This is a genomic window from Delftia sp. UME58 (genome assembly GCF_014170385.1).
GTDB classification, from domain to species: domain Bacteria; phylum Pseudomonadota; class Gammaproteobacteria; order Burkholderiales; family Burkholderiaceae_C; genus Comamonas; species Comamonas acidovorans.
Genome location: NZ_LZZV01000022.1, coordinates 1 through 15507, shown reverse-complemented (window position 1 = coordinate 15507; position 15507 = coordinate 1). Strand labels below are relative to the sequence as shown.

At 68.7% G+C, this 15507-nt stretch carries 14 protein-coding genes and 1 pseudogene; 7 read left to right on the top strand and 8 right to left on the bottom strand.

Going from position 1 to position 15507, the window contains the following annotated elements; genetic code table 11:
* Positions 1-57 precede the first annotated feature (57 nt).
* Complete coding sequence (locus A9976_RS09585) at positions 58-1182, top strand: sterol desaturase family protein (protein WP_183018807.1); 1125 nt, start codon at positions 58-60, stop codon at positions 1180-1182.
* Here the strand turns inward: A9976_RS09585 and A9976_RS09580 are convergent.
* The 3 genes from A9976_RS09580 to A9976_RS09570 all read right to left on the bottom strand — a co-directional run bounded on the left by A9976_RS09580 (position 1136) and on the right by A9976_RS09570 (position 4613).
* A complete protein-coding gene (locus A9976_RS09580; protein ID WP_183018806.1) occupies positions 1136-2080 on the bottom strand; it encodes a LysR family transcriptional regulator in 945 nt (314 codons plus the stop codon). The two genes, A9976_RS09585 and A9976_RS09580, sit on opposite strands and share 47 nt — an antisense overlap.
* A 40-nt stretch (positions 2081-2120) precedes the next feature.
* A complete protein-coding gene (locus A9976_RS09575) occupies positions 2121-2894 on the bottom strand; it encodes an SDR family oxidoreductase (protein ID WP_183018805.1) in 774 nt (257 codons plus the stop codon).
* 474 nt (positions 2895-3368) lie between these two features.
* A complete protein-coding gene (locus A9976_RS09570; RefSeq protein WP_183018804.1) occupies positions 3369-4613 on the bottom strand; it encodes a cyclopropane-fatty-acyl-phospholipid synthase family protein in 1245 nt (414 codons plus the stop codon).
* A 234-nt stretch (positions 4614-4847) separates the two neighbouring features.
* Here A9976_RS09570 and A9976_RS09565 point away from each other — a divergent pair, with 234 nt between their 5' ends.
* From A9976_RS09565 to A9976_RS09555, 3 genes are read left to right on the top strand one after another with little or no spacing between them, the layout of a single operon-like run.
* Positions 4848-4988, top strand: a complete 141-nt coding sequence (locus tag A9976_RS09565; RefSeq protein ID WP_183018803.1) for a hypothetical protein — start codon at positions 4848-4850, stop codon at positions 4986-4988.
* Between the two features lie 4 nt (positions 4989-4992).
* Positions 4993-5820: a hypothetical protein gene (locus tag A9976_RS09560; RefSeq protein WP_183018802.1), complete on the top strand. Its 828-nt coding sequence runs from the start codon at positions 4993-4995 to the stop codon at positions 5818-5820.
* Positions 5821-5871: 51 nt separating this feature from the next.
* Positions 5872-6804 (top strand): DUF4349 domain-containing protein, encoded by a 933-nt coding sequence (locus A9976_RS09555; protein WP_183018801.1) that lies wholly within the window; start codon positions 5872-5874, stop codon positions 6802-6804.
* A 24-nt stretch (positions 6805-6828) separates the two neighbouring features.
* Here the strand turns inward: A9976_RS09555 and A9976_RS09550 are convergent, their stop codons facing one another.
* Positions 6829-8388 carry an MFS transporter gene (locus A9976_RS09550; protein ID WP_183018800.1) on the bottom strand — a complete coding sequence of 520 codons (1560 nt, stop codon included), beginning with the start codon at positions 8386-8388 and terminating at the stop codon, positions 6829-6831.
* A 146-nt stretch (positions 8389-8534) separates the two neighbouring features.
* On the opposite strand from A9976_RS09550, the gene A9976_RS09545 reads away from it, so the two are divergent.
* Positions 8535-9395 (top strand): LysR family transcriptional regulator, encoded by an 861-nt coding sequence (locus A9976_RS09545; RefSeq protein ID WP_183018799.1) that lies wholly within the window; start codon positions 8535-8537, stop codon positions 9393-9395.
* Positions 9396-9504: 109 nt separating this feature from the next.
* Positions 9505-10602 carry a DNA glycosylase AlkZ-like family protein gene (locus A9976_RS09540; protein WP_183018798.1) on the top strand — a complete coding sequence of 366 codons (1098 nt, stop codon included), beginning with the start codon at positions 9505-9507 and terminating at the stop codon, positions 10600-10602.
* 75 nt (positions 10603-10677) lie between these two features.
* Here the strand turns inward: A9976_RS09540 and A9976_RS09535 are convergent, their stop codons facing one another.
* The 4 genes from A9976_RS09535 to A9976_RS09520 form a co-directional block, all read right to left on the bottom strand.
* Entirely contained in the window at positions 10678-13134 is a 2457-nt protein-coding gene (locus tag A9976_RS09535; protein WP_183018797.1) for a TonB-dependent receptor, read from the bottom strand.
* 115 nt (positions 13135-13249) lie between these two features.
* Positions 13250-14248: a FecR domain-containing protein gene (locus A9976_RS09530; protein ID WP_183018796.1), complete on the bottom strand. Its 999-nt coding sequence runs from the start codon at positions 14246-14248 to the stop codon at positions 13250-13252.
* A 1-nt stretch (position 14249) separates the two neighbouring features.
* Positions 14250-14768 (bottom strand): sigma-70 family RNA polymerase sigma factor, encoded by a 519-nt coding sequence (locus tag A9976_RS09525; RefSeq protein WP_183018795.1) that lies wholly within the window; start codon positions 14766-14768, stop codon positions 14250-14252.
* Positions 14769-14871: 103 nt separating this feature from the next.
* Entirely contained in the window at positions 14872-15333 is a 462-nt protein-coding gene (locus tag A9976_RS09520; RefSeq protein WP_310889380.1) for a tripartite tricarboxylate transporter substrate-binding protein, read from the bottom strand.
* On the opposite strand from A9976_RS09520, the pseudogene A9976_RS09515 reads away from it, so the two are divergent.
* A pseudogene (locus A9976_RS09515) lies at positions 15307-15507 on the top strand (IS5/IS1182 family transposase); the annotation flags it as partial. The gene A9976_RS09520 and the pseudogene A9976_RS09515 sit on opposite strands and share 27 nt — an antisense overlap.

Genomic DNA, 15507 nt, shown 5'->3' with positions numbered 1-15507 from the left:
CCATAATCCCGCCCGCAACCCCCAGCCCTCCCCCGGCCCTTCTTGCAGGCACAAGACATGACTTCACTGACCGAGCTGTGGCAGGCAGCCATCACCTGGCTCGCCACCCACGCCGTAACCCCCACCGTCCACTGGCTGGACATCGCCCAGGCGGCCGGTGATCCGCGCGAGATTGCCGAGGCGGTGCTGATTGCCGGGCTGCAGCTGTTCCTGATCGCGGGGGTGATGCGGCCGCTGGAGAGTCTGTTTCCGGCCGAGCGCTGGAGCGACCGGCGGCTGACCACGGTGGACCGCAACTACACGCTGCTGATGCTGCTGGGGTTGTTTCCGCTTTTCAGTTTTCTGGTGCTGATGCCGTTTGCCAGCATGCTGGGCGGCGGGCCGGCGGCCGAGGAGGCGACGGGGCTCAAGCACTGGGTGCCGTGGTTTGCGGACCATCCGGTGGCGCTGTTCCTGGTGTACTACGTGGTCTACGACCTGGTGTATTACTGGATGCACCGCGCCCAGCATGTGATTCCCTGGTGGTGGGCCATGCACAGCATGCACCACAGCCAACGGCAGATGAGCTGCTGGAGCAATGACCGCAGCCATTACCTGGACGGCATGCTGCAGTCCTTCATCCTGGCCACGGTGGGGCTGGCGATGGGGGTGGAGCCTTCGGAGTTTGCGCTGCTGGGGCTGCTCAGCGAACTGGTGCAGAACTTCTCGCACGCCAATGTGCGGCTGCGCCTGGGCTGGCTGGGCCGCGTGGGTGAGCGGGTGCTGGTGGGCCCCCTGTTCCACCGCCACCACCACATGCTGCGCGACCCGGATCGGCCCACGCGCCACAACTGCAATTTTGGGCAGGTGCTGCCCTGGTGGGACATGCTGTTTGGCACGGCGCTGTACACCGACGAGCCCGTGCGCCCCACGGGCGTGAGCGACCCCGAGGTGGATGCCGACAACGAGCGCGGGCTGGTGGCCATGCAGTGGCATACGCTCAAGCGGTTCTGGGGAGCGTTTCGCCGGCGCGAGGGCTGGCGGCTGGGCGATGTGTCTTTCGGGCCCGGCTACCGGCCCATTCATGACGACGACGGGGCCCAGCCTCACCCTGCGGCCGGGGCGACTGCGGTGACTGGGGCGGCCAGGGTTGCGCCTACGGCTCCAGGTTCGGCCGCATCAGCGCCTCGAACCAGTCGATGAAAACCGCCAGCCGGCGCGAGCGCTGGCGGCGGTGCGGGTACAGCAGCGCCACGGGCATGGGCGCGGCGCGGTGGGCGGGCAGCACTTCCACCAGCTCGCCCGTGTCCAGCAGGTGCTGCACGTCATAGCGCGGGATCTGGATCAGCCCCAGGCCGGCGCGGCAGCAGGCGATATAGCTTTCTGCGTTGTTGGTGACCACGCGGCTGGGCACGGCCAGGGTCTGCGGCCCATCATCTACCGCATCCGCCCCATCCACCCCATCCACATCGCTCGCCCCACTCCATTCCCACGGCAGTTCCCGCCCCGTGCGCGGCGAGGCATAGCCCACGCTCCAGTGGCCGTGCAGCAGGTCCTGCGGCTGCTCGGGCAGGCCGTGCTCGCGCAGGTAGGCGGGGCTGGCGCAGTTGATGAGGGCAATGCAGCCCAGCGGGCGCACGACCAGGCTGCTGTCATGCAAGGTGCCCACGCGCACGGCGCAGTCCACGCCTTCCTGCACCAGGTCGATGGCGCGGTCTGACGAACCCAGCACCAGTTGCAGGCCCGGGTGGCGGCGCATGAGCCCCGGCAGCGCGGGTGCCAGCAGGCGGCGCGCGATGCGGCTGGGCACGTCCACATGCAGCCGGCCCGTGGCCTGGCGCGTGCGGGCCTGGAACATCTGCTCCACATCCTCGGCCTCTGACAGCAGCGGGCGCACACGCTCCAGCAACTGGGCACCATCGGCCGTGAGGCTCACCTGGCGCGTGGTGCGGTGCAGGAGCCTTGCGCCCACCTGCTCCTCCAGCTGCTGCACGGCGGCGGAGACCGTGGCGCGCGGCAGGTCCAGCGCATGGGCGGCCTTGATGAAGCTGCCCATCTCGGCCACCTGCATGAAGATCCGGTATCGGTCGAGTCGGTCCATGGGACGCAGCATAGTCCGTGCAGCGGTCCTTCCACTTGGCCTACTTGGTGGTGTAGCCGCCGTTGATCAGGATGGTCTGCCCGGTGATCCACCAGCCGTCGCTGACCAGGTGGCGGATGAAGGGCACCACGTCCTCGATATGCGTCAGCCCCGAGGGCGAGAACGGCGACAGCGCCGCCGCGCTCTTGTGATAGGCCACGGCGTCCGCGCCTTCCTGGCCGTAGAAGAACGGCGTGTCCATGGGCCCAGGCCCCACGGCCGTGACCGAGATGCCCCGCGCCCCGAACTCCTTGGCCGCCGCCCGCGTGAAATGCTCCACCGGCGCCTTGGTGCCCGCGTAGGAGGAATAAAACGGCGTGAACGCGCCCAGCAGCGAGGTCACCAGGGTCACGATCTTGCCGTGGTCGTTGACATGGCGCCCCGCCTCCTTGAGGAAGAAAAACGCCGACTTGCCGTTGACAGCGGCCATCTCGTCGTACTCCACCTCGCTGATCTCCATCAGCGGCTTCTTGAGCACCTTGCCCACGGTGTTGATGGCAATGTCCGGCCGGCCCACGGCGTCCACGGCCTCTGCAAAAAGCCGCTCCACAGCGCCAGCACGCGTCAGATCGCCCTGCAGCGCCACGGCCTCTGCGCCCAGCGCACGCACTGCGGCCACCGTGGTCTCCGCCTCGGCCCGGGAAGACTCGCTGTTGTAGTGCACCACCACGGCCCGCGCGCCGTGCCCCGCCAGATCGCGGGCAATCAGCCCGCCCAGATTCTTGGCGCCGCCTGCAATCAATGCGACCTTGCCGCGAATGGAATGGTCTGCCATGGAAACGCTCCTTGTGCTTGGATGAAGCACCCAGCTTAGGCAGCCCGCCCCGCGCGATAAACCGGCGCAGCCGGGATGGATCATCCAGAAAAACAGAACAATCGCGCCCAAATGCTGCCTGCCCCTGCCCCCGGCAGTCCGCTCCGCTACCCCTCCCGTATGCCCGCGCCTGCGTCGTGGCGCTTGCGGGGTTGCAAGCCTGCCGAAGGACAGGCTTGCTTCGTGATCTGACTTGCCGCAGTTGTCTGAGCGGAGCGCGAAGCGCGCAGCGAGTTCTGCGGCAAACCCCGCAAGCGCCACGACGCAGGTTGCCCGCAGCGAAGCGGAGGGTCGCGGGCATTCGGGTCGCCTTCTTTGGCCCGGTTTCTTGGCGAGACAAGAAAGCGGGTCGGCCGCCGGGCCGAGACCCGGCCTCGAAAAAACACCCCCCGGCAGGGTCAAGAACAAGCTACACACCGCCCGTGTCCCAAGACATCAGGACAGCTCCCGCTCGTACATATACCTCCGCGACCAAGGCAACGAAGCAGCCCCCTGCCCCGCCCTCCGACAAACAACCTGAAAGATAGACACATCATCGTGTTCAAACGCATAAGCACACCCCGCCAGATACACCCTCCAAATCCGAAACCTCTCCTCCTCCACCAACGCCCGAATCTCCGGCACACAAGCCTCAAACCGCTCCAGCCACAACTGCAACGTGCGCACGTAATGCCGCCGCAGCCCCTCCACATCCAGCACCTCCAGCCCCCCACGCTGCATGGCCTCCAGCGCCAGACTCAGGTGCGGCAGCTCGCCATCGGGAAACACATAGCGGTCGATGAACGCACCGCCGCCCAGGGCCGTGGCGCCCACGTCCGCATCGGTGGAGGTGATGCCGTGGTTCAGCGCCAGCCCGTCATCGGCCAGCAGCTCGCGCATGTGCGCAAAGTACATGGGCAGGTTGCGGCGGCCCACATGCTCGAACATGCCGACGCTGGTGATGCGGTCGAAGCGCCCCTGCACATCGCGGTAGTCCTGCAGGCGGATCTCGATGCGGTCGGCCAGGCCTGCGGCGCGCACGCGCTCGGTGGCCGCTTCGAACTGGTTGCGCGACAGCGTCACGCCCACGCAGTGCGCGCCAAAGTGCTGGGCCGCGCGCAGCACCAGGGCGCCCCATCCGCAGCCGATGTCCAGCAGGCGCTGGCCGGGCTGCAGGCGGATCTTGGTGAGGATGTGGTCCAGCTTCTTGCGCTGGGCGGTGGCCAGGTCCTCGTCGCCGTTCTCGAAGTAGGCGCAGGAATAGACCATGCCCTCGTCCAGCCAGAGGCGGTAGAAGTCGTCGGAGACGTCGTAGTGGTACTGGATGGATTCGCGGTCCGTGCTGCGGCTGTGCCTAAAGCGCCTGGCCGCGCGCGCCGCAAGCGCCAGCCGCCCAGGCCCCTTGCCCGCGCCCTGGGTCTTGGACATGCGGCGCGCCAGCGCATAGCCGAAGTCGATGATGTCGGGCAGGCGGCCGTCGATGTCGATCTGGCCCTTCACATAGGCCTGGCCCAGGTGGTCCAGGCTGGGGTCCAGCAGCAGCGGCAGGGCCGAGGCGCTGCGCACGGTGAGCGTGACGCGCGGCTGCTCGAAGCGGCCGAAGTCGAACTGCTCGCCATTCCACAGCACCAGCCGCGCCGGCAGATCGGCCCGCGCACGCACGGCCTCGGCCCAGCGCCTGAGCTTCTTGTCCCAGAACATCGTGCATCTCCCCGGGGCTGGCGGCGCCCCCTTTGACATGAACCGCATGAACCGCATGAAAAGCAAATGACGAGTCTTGCCGCTTCATGTGACGGCAAGACGTCAGGGCGGCAGCCCGCGCCGGTAGCGGATCGATACAGACCCGATGGCGCCCACACCCCGCCAGCGGCCCGGCTTGGGGCACACTGGCCGGCGTTCCAACTGCCCCGGCGCGGAAGCGCCTGCGACAGACCCATGCAAGCCTTTGACTTGAGCATCGAATACTGCATCGAATACTGCATCGAACACTGCATCGAGCACCGCATCGAACAACGCAGCACCGGCGGCCATGGCCTGCCGGATTTCAGGAACCTGCCATCGAACTGGAGCCAGTGACGCCATGGCCATGACCCATACCCAGGCTCTGGCCAAGCTGGCCGCCGATACCCTGGTGCAGACCCTGGAGGAAGACGTGGCGCGCGTGATGGCGCGCACGTTTGCGCTGGGCCGGCACGATGCCGCTATCGCGGCCAACTACGGCGGCCATGCCCTGCCTCCCCTACTGCGGCGCTGGAGCTGCGTGCTGCAGGCCGGCGATGCCAAGGCAACGGCCCTGTACCGGCACAAGACGGCGCTGGCCCTGGCCATCGTGCTGCACAGGAACGGCCTGGCCGACGCGGGCCTGAACGCGGCCGCGCGCACGGCCATCGATGCGCTCAATGCCGAGGTGGCGCTCAGCGATGATTTCTTTCGCAAGTCGGCGCAGATCCGCCAGGACTTCCTGGACACGCCGCCCGCACCGCCCAAACGCTCGCCGGGCCTGCCCGACAGCCTGACCTTCTACCGCGCGGCCGATGTGGTGGCCATGGAGCTGGACGGGCGCTTCCACGCCCTGTACGTGCACGGCTGCGCCAGGACCAACCAGAGCCCCATCGTCGAGTTCTACGACGCGGTGTTCGACCACGTGCCGCAGATGGCGGAGCTGGCCGACGTGCGCGCCCGGGGTCGGCGCTACAACGATGGTGTGGGGCGGGTGGCGCGGTTTTCCATATCGGGCCTGAAGTTCCTGCCCGACCCGGCCGGCCAGTTCACCCTGGTCAAGGCCTGCGTGGAGACGCCGCCGGACCCCGGCCATCTGCAAAAGGGCGACTGGCTCTACACCGTGTCCGACATCTTCGAGCTGCAGTCCGAGGTGGACACCATGTTCGGCCCCGGCGGCAAGCCCTGAGCCCTGATCCCTGGCAGCGGCCTGTTCCTGCCTGTTTTCAAGAGGAAATTCATGACGCATCCCCGGCCTTCCATTCTGTCTTCCCGCATGGCCTTGCCGGCCGTGCTGGCACTGGCTGCCACGCTGGCCCTTGCGGGCTGCAACCAGCGGCATGACACAGCCGCCATGGAATCTGCGCCCGTCCCCGCGCCCATGGCGGGCGGCGCCGGCATGAAGCAAGGCCGCGCCGCCACCGTGCAGGCCGAGGATGCGGCAGCAGCCGCACCAGAGACATCGGCGCAGGACGAGATGGCCCAGCGCTTCCTGGCCGTGCGCCAGGAGCTGAACGTGGAAGTGCCGCAGGCGCAGCTGGCCGATGCCTGGGGCCAGGTGCGCGACCTGTGTGCCACGCTGCGCTGCGAGCTGCTGTCGGCATCGCTGCTGCGCGAGACGCCCCAGCAGCCCGGCAACGCCATGCTGGAGATGCGCGTGGCGCCGGCCGATGTGCAGCGGCTGCTGGGCACGCTGGCCGGCGTGGCCACCATCGTGTCGCAGAACACCCTCAGCGAGGACAAGACGGCCGAGGTGATCGACGTGGAGGCGCGCATCAGGAACCGTACCGAATTCCGCGACAGCCTGCGCCTGATGCTGCGCGACACCACGACCAAGCGCACCATGTCCGACCTGCTGGAGATACAGCGCACGCTGTCGGACACGCAGGCCGAGCTGGACGCCATGGCCGCCCAGCGCAAGGTGCTGGAGCAGCAGACCAGCAAGCAGCACATACGGATCCAGTTCACGCCCACCCGCGCCCTGGTGCAGGGCGGCACCAGCTACAGCCCCATAGGCCGCGCGCTGCGCGATGCCGGCCATGTGCTGGGCGAGAGCATGGCCGCGCTGATCACCTTCGTGGCGGCCGTGCTGCCCTGGCTGGTGCTGGTGGTGCTGCCGCTGGGCTGGGTGCTGCACGCGCTGTGGCGGCGCAGGCGTGCCAGGAAGGGCTGAGCGGCACGGCCCTGCGCCAGCCCCTCAAACCTTGCCGCCGCAAGTCTGGCAGGTGGCCGGCACGCGACGCGCCACCTTTCGGCCCGGCGCGAAGACGAGCAAACTGGCCACTGCCAGCAGCAGGGCGCTGGCAGCGCCGTAGGCCATGACCCAGGCAAAGCCGTTGGCCAGGGCCGACTGCACGAATTCCTGAGGCCGCTCCACGCCAGACAGCAGGGCAGCATGGCCTTCAACGGCCAGGAGGTCGCCTGAGGCGATCTTCTCCGCGAACGGACGCAGGCCCTGCGTGGCACCATCCAGGCCGCCACGCAACGCGGACATCACGCCTTCAATCAGAAGAAAGCCCATCAAGGCAATGTTGAAGGCCAGCGAAGTCATGCGTGCGCTCATGTCGGCGCCGGAGGCCATACCGGCCCTCTCGACAGGGACCGAGGCCGTGCTGGTGTTGGACACCGGCGTATTGGTCAGGCCCAGCCCCAGGCCCGCGACCGCGCAGCCCGCGAGCAGCAGGCCCGCATGCGACGCCGCCTGGCTGCCGGCCCACATCAGCGCAAAGCCCAGGCCGATGGTGGCCATGCCCGCGGGAATCACCAGCCCCGGCTGGTAGCGCAGCGACAGGCGCTCTGCCAGCGGCGGGGCTAGCAGGGTGGGCAGGGTGTAGGCGAGCAGGGCAAGGCCGGTCTGCACGCTGTCGTAGCCCAGCACCGCATGGAAGTAGATGGGCAGGTAGACGATGAAGGGCCAGAAGCTGAAGTTCATGCCCATGGACCCCAGCAGGGCGCCCGAGAAGCTGCGCACCCGGAAGACCGAGAATTCGACCATGGGCCGGGGGCTGCGCATTTCCGCCAGCACGAATCCCGCAAAACCGGCCAGGGACAGGCCGAGGATGGACAGGGCCGGCGCGCTGTCAAAGCCCAGCACCGGACCCTGGATCACGAACAGCACCAGACAGAACACCGCTGTGGACAACGTGACCATGCCGGCGATGTCCAGGTGGCCCGCGCCCGGATCGCGCGACTCCTGCACACCGGCCAGGCTCAGGCCCAGGGTGACGGCAGCCAGCGCGCCATGGATCAGGAACACCCACGGCCAGCTTGCCAGCGCCAGGATGGCGCCACCAACGATGGGGCCGAATCCCAGGCCCACGCCGAACACCACGCCCCACCAGGCAAAGGCCGTGGCCCTCTGGCGGTCATCACGGAACTGGTGGGACAGGATGGCCAGCATGCAGATCAGCATCAGCGCGCCGCTCAGGCCCTGGAGAAAGCGCGCGGCGATAAGCACCGGCGCGCTGGTGGCCAACCCGCAGGCCAGCGAGGTGAGGCCGAAGGCGACGATGCCGATATAGAAGATGCGCCTGCGGCCATAGCGGTCGGCCAGCGTGCCCACGGCCATCAGGATGGCCGTCATGGCGATGGTGTAGCCGGCCATGACCCATTGCAACTGGCTGAAGCTGGCCTGCATGGCCTGCTCCAGCGTGGGCAGGATGGGCGGCACGCTGGAGATTTCCAGCCCCAGCATCAGGGCGGACAGGCAGACGGCGGCCAGCGCGTAGTGGCCCTGGCGTTGGAGATTGGCATTCATGAAAGAGCTTCCTGGAGATGTCAGGAGTCCGCCGGGCCGCCGCCCCGCGACGGGCCAGCGCCCCTGTGCCGGCAATGGTAGGAAGCCGCCATTCATTGCACAACGATATGATCGAACATATCTATGACAACATTTTCAGATGGATCATGAACCGGCCGACCCTGGATGTGGATTCCGTGCAGGCCTTCGTGAGCATTGCGGACCTGCAAAGCTTCACCAAGGCTGCAGACGCGCTGGGCACCACGCAGGGCGCCATCAGCGTCAAGCTCAAGCGGCTGGAAGAGCGCCTGGGCTGCAAGCTGCTGGAACGCACGCCCAGGCTGGTGCGCCTGTCCGCGCAGGGTGCCCTGTTCCTTCAGGCGGCGCGCGAGTTCATTGCCGCGCATGACCGGGCCATGGCGGCGCTGAGCGCCGAGCGCCGCCGCTTCCGGCTGGGCATTGCAACGCATGTGGCCGGCCCCGAGATTGCGCTGCTGCTGGCGCGGCTCAATGAACGCGACCCGGCGCTGACCATCGAGGTGCGGCTGGAGAACTCGCGCAGCCTGCTGGATGCCTTCGACAACGCGGAACTGGACGCGGTGATCGTGCGCCAGGAAGATGACAGGCGCGATGGCGAGGACCTGGGACCCGAGCATTTCGGCTGGTTCGCGGCGCCGGGCTTTTCACCCCGGCCCGGCGAGCCGCTGCGCCTGGCGGCCCTGCTGCCCTGCTGCGGCGTTCGCGATATCGCCACGCACATGCTGCGCCAGGCAGGCCTGGAGTGGACCGAGGTGTTCGTGGGCGGAAGCGCGGCCGTGGCCGCCGCCGTGTCCGCGGGCCTGGCGGTGTCGGTGTTCTCATGCCGGCTGGCGCCGGCCGACACCGTCGAGGTCGGCCGGCACTTCCAACTGCCAGCCCTGCCTGCCTCGCGAATCATGCTGCACTCCACCTTGACGGACCGACGCTCGCGCGAAGCCCTGCGCACCCTGGTTGCGGCCTACCGGGAGCACCAGGGCCCCGCGCAGTGAAGCGATGCCACCGTGTCCACGGCCCGGGACTGATCAGCCCAGCACCGCCGTGCAGGCCAGGCGCAGGATGAAACGCGGCAGCACGATCAGGCCGTGCTCCAATCAAGCCATGCCCACCGAACCGAGCCTTGACGACCTGCGCCGCCATGCGGTGGCACGCACCCTGTTCACACCGACCACCCTGCCCGCGGCCATACGGCGCCTGGGCTTTGTGCAGGCAGATCCGATCCGAGCCCCGGCCCGGGCACAGGACCTGACGCTGCGCCACCGCGTCAAGGACTACCGCGCCGGCGACCTGGAACGACGCTACGCGCGCCTGGCGATCGACGAGGACTGCCTGGTCAACTACGGCTTTCTGCCCAGCGAGCACCTGGCGCTGATGCACCCGCGCCAGGCCCGCAAGGCCTGGGATGCCGAGACACAGCGCAAGGCCGCCGAGGTGCTGGCGTTTGTGCGCGAGCGCGGCGCCGTGCATCCGCGCGAGGTGGAGCAGCATTTCTCGCACGGAAGCGTGAAGAACTACTGGGGCGGCTCGGGCAGCGCCAGCACGCAGTTGCTCGACGGCATGCACTACCGCGGCCTGCTGCGCGTCAAGCGCCGCGACAGCGGCACGCGCGTCTACGAGGCCATCGCCCACCCGCCTGCCGACGACAGCCCCGCCGCCAGTGCCCGGCGCGCCGCCGCGCTGATCGACCTGGTGGTGCGCAAGTACGCACCGCTGCCGGCCCCCAGCCTGACCTACCTGGTGCGCCTGCTGGGCTACGGCGCGCCCCATCTGGCGCAGCAGACCCAGGCGGCGCTGCGGCTGGCGCGCGAGCAACTGGCCAGCTGCCGCATCGACGGAACCACCTGGTACTGGCCCGCCGACGAAAACCCACGCTCGCGCCGCCATGCCTTCGACGAGCGGCTGCGCCTGCTCGCGCCCTTCGACCCCGTGGTCTGGGACCGGCGCCGCTTCACGCTGCTCTGGGGCTGGACCTACAAGTTCGAGGCCTACACGCCACCGGCCAGGCGCCAGCTCGGCTACTACGCCCTGCCCATGCTCTGGCAGGGCCATGTGATCGGCTGGGCCAACCTGCAGGCGCGCGACGGCCGGCTGGAGCCGTCATTCGGCTATGTGGCCGGCGCGGCGCCCGGCGATGCCGTCTTTCGCAGCGCGCTGGATGAGGAGCTGCAGCGCATGGAGCTGTTCATGGCGCCGCGCTGAGGCGCAGGCACTCGCCCCCTGCGCGTGGTTGCCGCCCTCTTGGAGAAGCGGCAAGGCCGCCCAGGGGCAGTCCGCTCAGAAGGTTCCGCGCAGCGTGAGCGTGGCATTGCGCGGCATGCCGTAGTAGGTGCCGTTGCGCGCGCCGCCCACGGCAGCCCAGTAGACCTTGTCGGTCACGTTGCCGATGTTGAGCGCGGCCGTCCACTGGCGGTTGATGCGGTACGAGGCGCGCAGGTCCAGCACGGCGTGGCCGGGGTTCTGCACCGTGTCCACGCGGGCATGGCTTTGCGCGCTGAGGTTGGCGCCCACCTTCCAGGCCGACCATTCGCCGGGCAGCGCGTAGCTGGTGGATACGCGCAGCAGGCTGCGCGGAGTGTCGGTGCTCAGCGAGCTGCCTTCGTCGTCGCGCGTGTTCAGCCAGGTGTAGCCGCCCGAGACCTGCCAGCCGCGCGCGACCTCGCCACCGATTTCGGCATCGAAGCCCTTGCTGCGCAGCACGCTGGAGTTGCGGTAGCAGTCATTGGTGGTGACCCCGGGGCACAGGCCTTCGTTGCCGGTGTCGAACACGGCCACGTCGCGCTTCTTGATGTTGAACACCGAGAAGGCCACGTTGAGCTTGCGCTCGAACAGTTCGCCCTTGATGCCGGCCTCGTAGTTGGCGCCCACGGCCGGCTTGAGGCGGTTGCCCTGCACGGTGGCGTACTGCGACTGCGGCTGGAAGGTGCTGGTGTAGCTGGCATAGACGGACCAGAGCGGATCGATGTCGTAGACCAGGCCCGCATAGGGCGTGAAGCGGCTGTTTTCGCGGTAGTCGTTGGTCAGGGCGCCGGTGAAGGTGTCGATGGAGCGGAACTTGAACCAGTTCAGGCGCCCGCCCAGGTGCAGGTGCAGGCGTTCGGCCAGCTGCAAGCGCCCGCTGCCGTAGATGCCCAGCAGTTGCTTGCGCTCCCTGAGACCGAAGTCATAAGGGGGAGCCACGGGATCGGGGATGCGCGAATGGTCGAAACGGAAGACGTCCATGGGCATGGCCTCGCCAGAGGAGGTCGACTGGGTCAGCACCTTCTGCTGGGTCCAGCTGGTGCCGAACATGACCTTGTGCGTGCCGCCCAGCGCCTGAAAGCTGCCGGTGACGTTGGCATCCAGCCCCGTGGCATCGATGTCGCGCGCAATGAAATCATTGCCTACATAGCGCAGGCCCTGCAGGGTAACGGGATCGATGGCGCCGCGCGCCGATCCCAGCTTCTGGTCGATGGTGGTCTTGCCGTGGTTGAGCGTGAGCTTGGCCACCCAGTCGCCGCCCATGCGGTGCTCGACCTCGCCGAACACATCGTCCACCTGGGCCTCGTGGCGGTTCCAGCGCTGGCCCAGCGAGGTGGAGCGCGGCAGGCCCAGGGGCGCGCCGTTGGAGTAGCTGGGCAGGCCGAAGATGGTGTAGCCGTCGATGTCGGTCTGCTCATGGCGGTAGCCTGCCGTGACCTTGGTGCCGGCGCCCAGGTCGGCGTCGATCACGCCGTAGAGCATGGGCGAGCGCGAATGCACCAGGTCGATGAAGCTGTGGCGGTCGGTATAGGCGGCCACCACGCGGCCGCGCACCGTGCCGGCCTCGTTGAGCGCGCCGCCTCCATCGATCTCCGTGCGGAAGTTGCTCCATGAGCCGATGCTCTGGGCGAACTCGAAGTGCTTTTCCGCACGCGGGCGCTTGCGCACCATGTTGACCACGCCGCTGGGGTCGCCCGCGCCGACCACCAGGGCGCCCGCGCCGCGCAGCACCTCCACGCGGTCGAGGATGGCCGTGTCCATGGGCACCCAGCCCGTGGGGCTGTAGGTGCCGCCGGCCACCCCGTCGAGCAGGTAGTTGGAGTCCGGGATTTCGTAGCCGCGCATCATGTAGACGTGGGCGCCGAAGTTGCGCTGCGACTTGGTGGCGCCCGTGGTCTGCAGGATGACGTCTTCGACGGAAGACAGGTTCTGGTCATCCATCTGCTGGCGCGTGACCACGGTCACGGACTGCGGTGTCTCGCGAATGGACTGCTCCATCTTGCCGATGCTGAGCGCGCGCGTGGTGTAGGAGCCGGTCTGCTCGGTGGTGGGGCTGGTGATGGCCTGGGCGGTGACGCGCACCTCGGCCATGGCCTGGCCTGCGGCGGCAGGCCGTGAGGCGCTGCCCGCAGCAGCGGGGGCGGCAGCAGGCGCAGCGGTGCGCAGGCCCCAGTTGCCCGAAGCCGTGCGCACCAGCTCCAGCCCGCTGCCGTGCAGCGCCGCGCGCGCAGCCTGCTCGGGCGTGTAGCTGCCGCGCACGGCGGGTGCGGTGCGGCCGCGCACCAGCTCGGCGTCGATGCCTATCTGCTGGCCGCTGTCGGCGCCGATGCGTGCCAATGCGCTGCCCAGGGGCTGGGCCGGCAGGTCATAGCTGCGCAGGGACGCAGCGGCCGTGGCGGCGGGCGCGGAGGTGGAGGTCTGGGCATGGGCACTCAGGGCGCAGGCCAGGGCGGCTGCGGCCAGGGCGCGCAGGGGCAAAGGGCAAGGGAGCATGCGGGTTCTCGACAGGAGGTTTGGAAGGGCCTGAGAAGCAGGTTTCCAAGGCTTGTCGAACTCGGCGCAAAAAGTGTTCATCTTTTTGCGCGCAGGCACCGACCTCGCTTGATGGTCACTCGATGGTCACCAGCCAGCCGCGCTGGTAGACGTTCACGGCAATGGGCAGGGTCTCGGCCAGGGCCGCCAGGGCGCGGTCGGTGTCGTCCAGCGAGAACGTGCCGTAGACACGCAGGGCCGCCGCGCGCGGCGCCACGCGGATGAAGCCGGCGCGGTAGGCGCGCAGGGACTGCACCACATCGCCCAGCAGCTGGTCATGCGCCTCCAGCATGCCCTGCTGCCAGGCCGAGGCGGTGCCGGGCTCGGTCGCATCCTCGGTAATGCCCGCCGGACCGAAGCGTGCACTGCGGCCTTGGGCCAGCACCTGGCTTGCACCCTGTGGCGTGGTGATCTCCACACTGTGCTCCAGCATGCTCACCAGGCTGCTGCCGGCCTCCTGGCGCACCACGAAGCGCGTGCCCAGCGCGCGCACCTGGCCATGGGCCGTGCGCACGGTGAAGGCTGCGCCCTCCTCCCCCGCCTGCGGCGCCGCATGGGCCAGCAAGGTGCCCTGGCGCAGGATGACGGTGCGGCGGCCCGGGCCGAAATCCAGGTCGGCGGCCGAACGCGCATCCAGCGTGATGGTGCTGCCATCGGGCAACGCAAAATCACGCCGCTCGCCCGTGCCGGTGCGCAGGTCGGCAGCCCATTGGCTGATGGGTGTGTGGCGGTGGGCCACGAAGGCGGTGCCCACGGCCATGCCGCCCAATCCCAGCGCGCCTCGCAGCAGGCTGCGGCGACGGCGGATGCGCGATTCGGCACGCTGCAGCGCCTGGCCCATCAGGCTGCCCGAGGCCGCAGGCGCGCCGGTGCGCAGCGGCGACAGCATCTGCTGCAGCGGCGCCTGCAGCCGCTCCCAGGCCAGGCGGTGGCCGGCATCGGCCCGCAGCCATTGCTCGAAGCCCTGGCGCTCGCCATCGCTGACGGTGCCCGAGTTCAGCGTGACCAGCCAGCCCACGGCCGCCTCGGTGGCGGCATCCAGACTGCTGCCGTCCTGCGAAAGAGAAGCCGCCACGTCAGCCCCCGCGCGCAGCCGCAATGCCGGACTGCTGGCGGGCCAGCGCGATGGCGATGCGCCGGAAGGCCTCGGCCATGTGGCGGCGCACCGTGCTCAGGGAAATGTCCAGCTGGTCTGCGATGGCCTGGTAGGTCAGGCCGTCGATCTGGCTCAGCAAGAAGGCCTGGCGCGCCTTGAGCGGCAGGCCGTCCAGCGCCTGGGCGATGTGCTCCAGCGTCTCCAGCAGCACGGCCCGCTCTTCGGGCGAGGGTGCCAGCTCTTCGGGCTGCAGGGCCAGGGTCTCCAGATAGGCCCGCTCCAGCTCACGCCGGCGCCACAGCGTGAACAGCAGCCGCTTGGCAATGGTGGTCAAAAACGCACGCGGCTCCTGCACCACGGCAGCGGGGCGCGCGGCCACCACGCGCACAAAGGTCTCGGACGCCACATCCTGCGCCTCGGCCGTATCGCGCAGCCTGGCCTTCAGACGCGACAGCAGCCAGGCATGGTGGCCCACATACAGCTGCTGGACCTGGAGCATGGGATCTGGGGGCGTGTGCGGCACGGACATGGGGCGGTATTTTAGCCATCCGCAATAAGAATGGTTTGCATTCCACCGCTCCCCCAGGGCAGCCGAACCGCCCTCAGTTCATGCGCGGCAGATTCGCTGCCTTGATGGCCGCGCCCATGGACTCATGGCCCTGGACCAGCTTCCTGTGGTATTCGGCGCCGGTGAGCGGCGCCGGGTCCACGCCGGCCGACTCGAAGATGCGCACCACCTGGGGCCCCTCGGCGGCTGCCATGGCGACGCGCTCCAGCCTGTCGCGCAGGGCCGGGGGCACGCCCTTGGGGTAGGCCAGGCCGATCCAGGAGTCGATCTCCACGTCGTAGCCCTGCTCCCTGAGCGTGGGCACCTCGGGCAACTCCTTCCAGCGCATGGGGCTGGCGCTAGCGAGTCCGCCCTGAACAACTCGGAAGCCGTTGATCTGATTCGCGGTTCGTCGGGTTGATGGGCGCGGGATTTGCAAGGTATGGTTTTGCCAGTACCTGTTTTCTTGCAAATTCCTCCGAGGAGTCCGATGGGCCCGAAGCCTTCGCAGCCACACACGGTCGAACTGTTCCGCCCACGACTGGACGAGCAGATCAACATGAAGCACCCGCTGGTCCGACTGACCGCGTTGATCGACTGGTCCGAGATCGAGCGCACGTTCGCGGTGTCGTTCACTTCGGGCCGCGGCCGACCAGCCTTGCCGGCGCGCCTGGTGGCCGGGCTGCTGTAT

Excerpts from the sequence above, each read along its gene's own strand:
- A9976_RS09585 (WP_183018807.1), top strand. The coding sequence starts at position 58 with ATGACTTCACTGACCGAGCTGTGGCAGGCAGCCATCACCTGGCTCGCC.
- A9976_RS09525 (WP_183018795.1), bottom strand. The coding sequence starts at position 14,768 with ATGCTCCAGGTCCAGCAGCTGTATGTGGGCCACCATGCCTGGCTGCTG.
- A9976_RS09555 (WP_183018801.1), top strand. The coding sequence starts at position 5,872 with ATGACGCATCCCCGGCCTTCCATTCTGTCTTCCCGCATGGCCTTGCCG.
- A9976_RS09560 (WP_183018802.1), top strand. The coding sequence starts at position 4,993 with ATGGCCATGACCCATACCCAGGCTCTGGCCAAGCTGGCCGCCGATACC.
- A9976_RS09570 (WP_183018804.1), bottom strand. The coding sequence starts at position 4,613 with ATGTTCTGGGACAAGAAGCTCAGGCGCTGGGCCGAGGCCGTGCGTGCG.
- A9976_RS09580 (WP_183018806.1), bottom strand. The coding sequence starts at position 2,080 with ATGGACCGACTCGACCGATACCGGATCTTCATGCAGGTGGCCGAGATG.
- A9976_RS09565 (WP_183018803.1), top strand. The coding sequence starts at position 4,848 with ATGCAAGCCTTTGACTTGAGCATCGAATACTGCATCGAATACTGCATC.
- A9976_RS09535 (WP_183018797.1), bottom strand. The coding sequence starts at position 13,134 with ATGCTCCCTTGCCCTTTGCCCCTGCGCGCCCTGGCCGCAGCCGCCCTG.
- A9976_RS09540 (WP_183018798.1), top strand. The coding sequence starts at position 9,505 with ATGCCCACCGAACCGAGCCTTGACGACCTGCGCCGCCATGCGGTGGCA.
- A9976_RS09575 (WP_183018805.1), bottom strand. The coding sequence starts at position 2,894 with ATGGCAGACCATTCCATTCGCGGCAAGGTCGCATTGATTGCAGGCGGC.
- A9976_RS09545 (WP_183018799.1), top strand. The coding sequence starts at position 8,535 with ATGAACCGGCCGACCCTGGATGTGGATTCCGTGCAGGCCTTCGTGAGC.
- A9976_RS09550 (WP_183018800.1), bottom strand. The coding sequence starts at position 8,388 with ATGAATGCCAATCTCCAACGCCAGGGCCACTACGCGCTGGCCGCCGTC.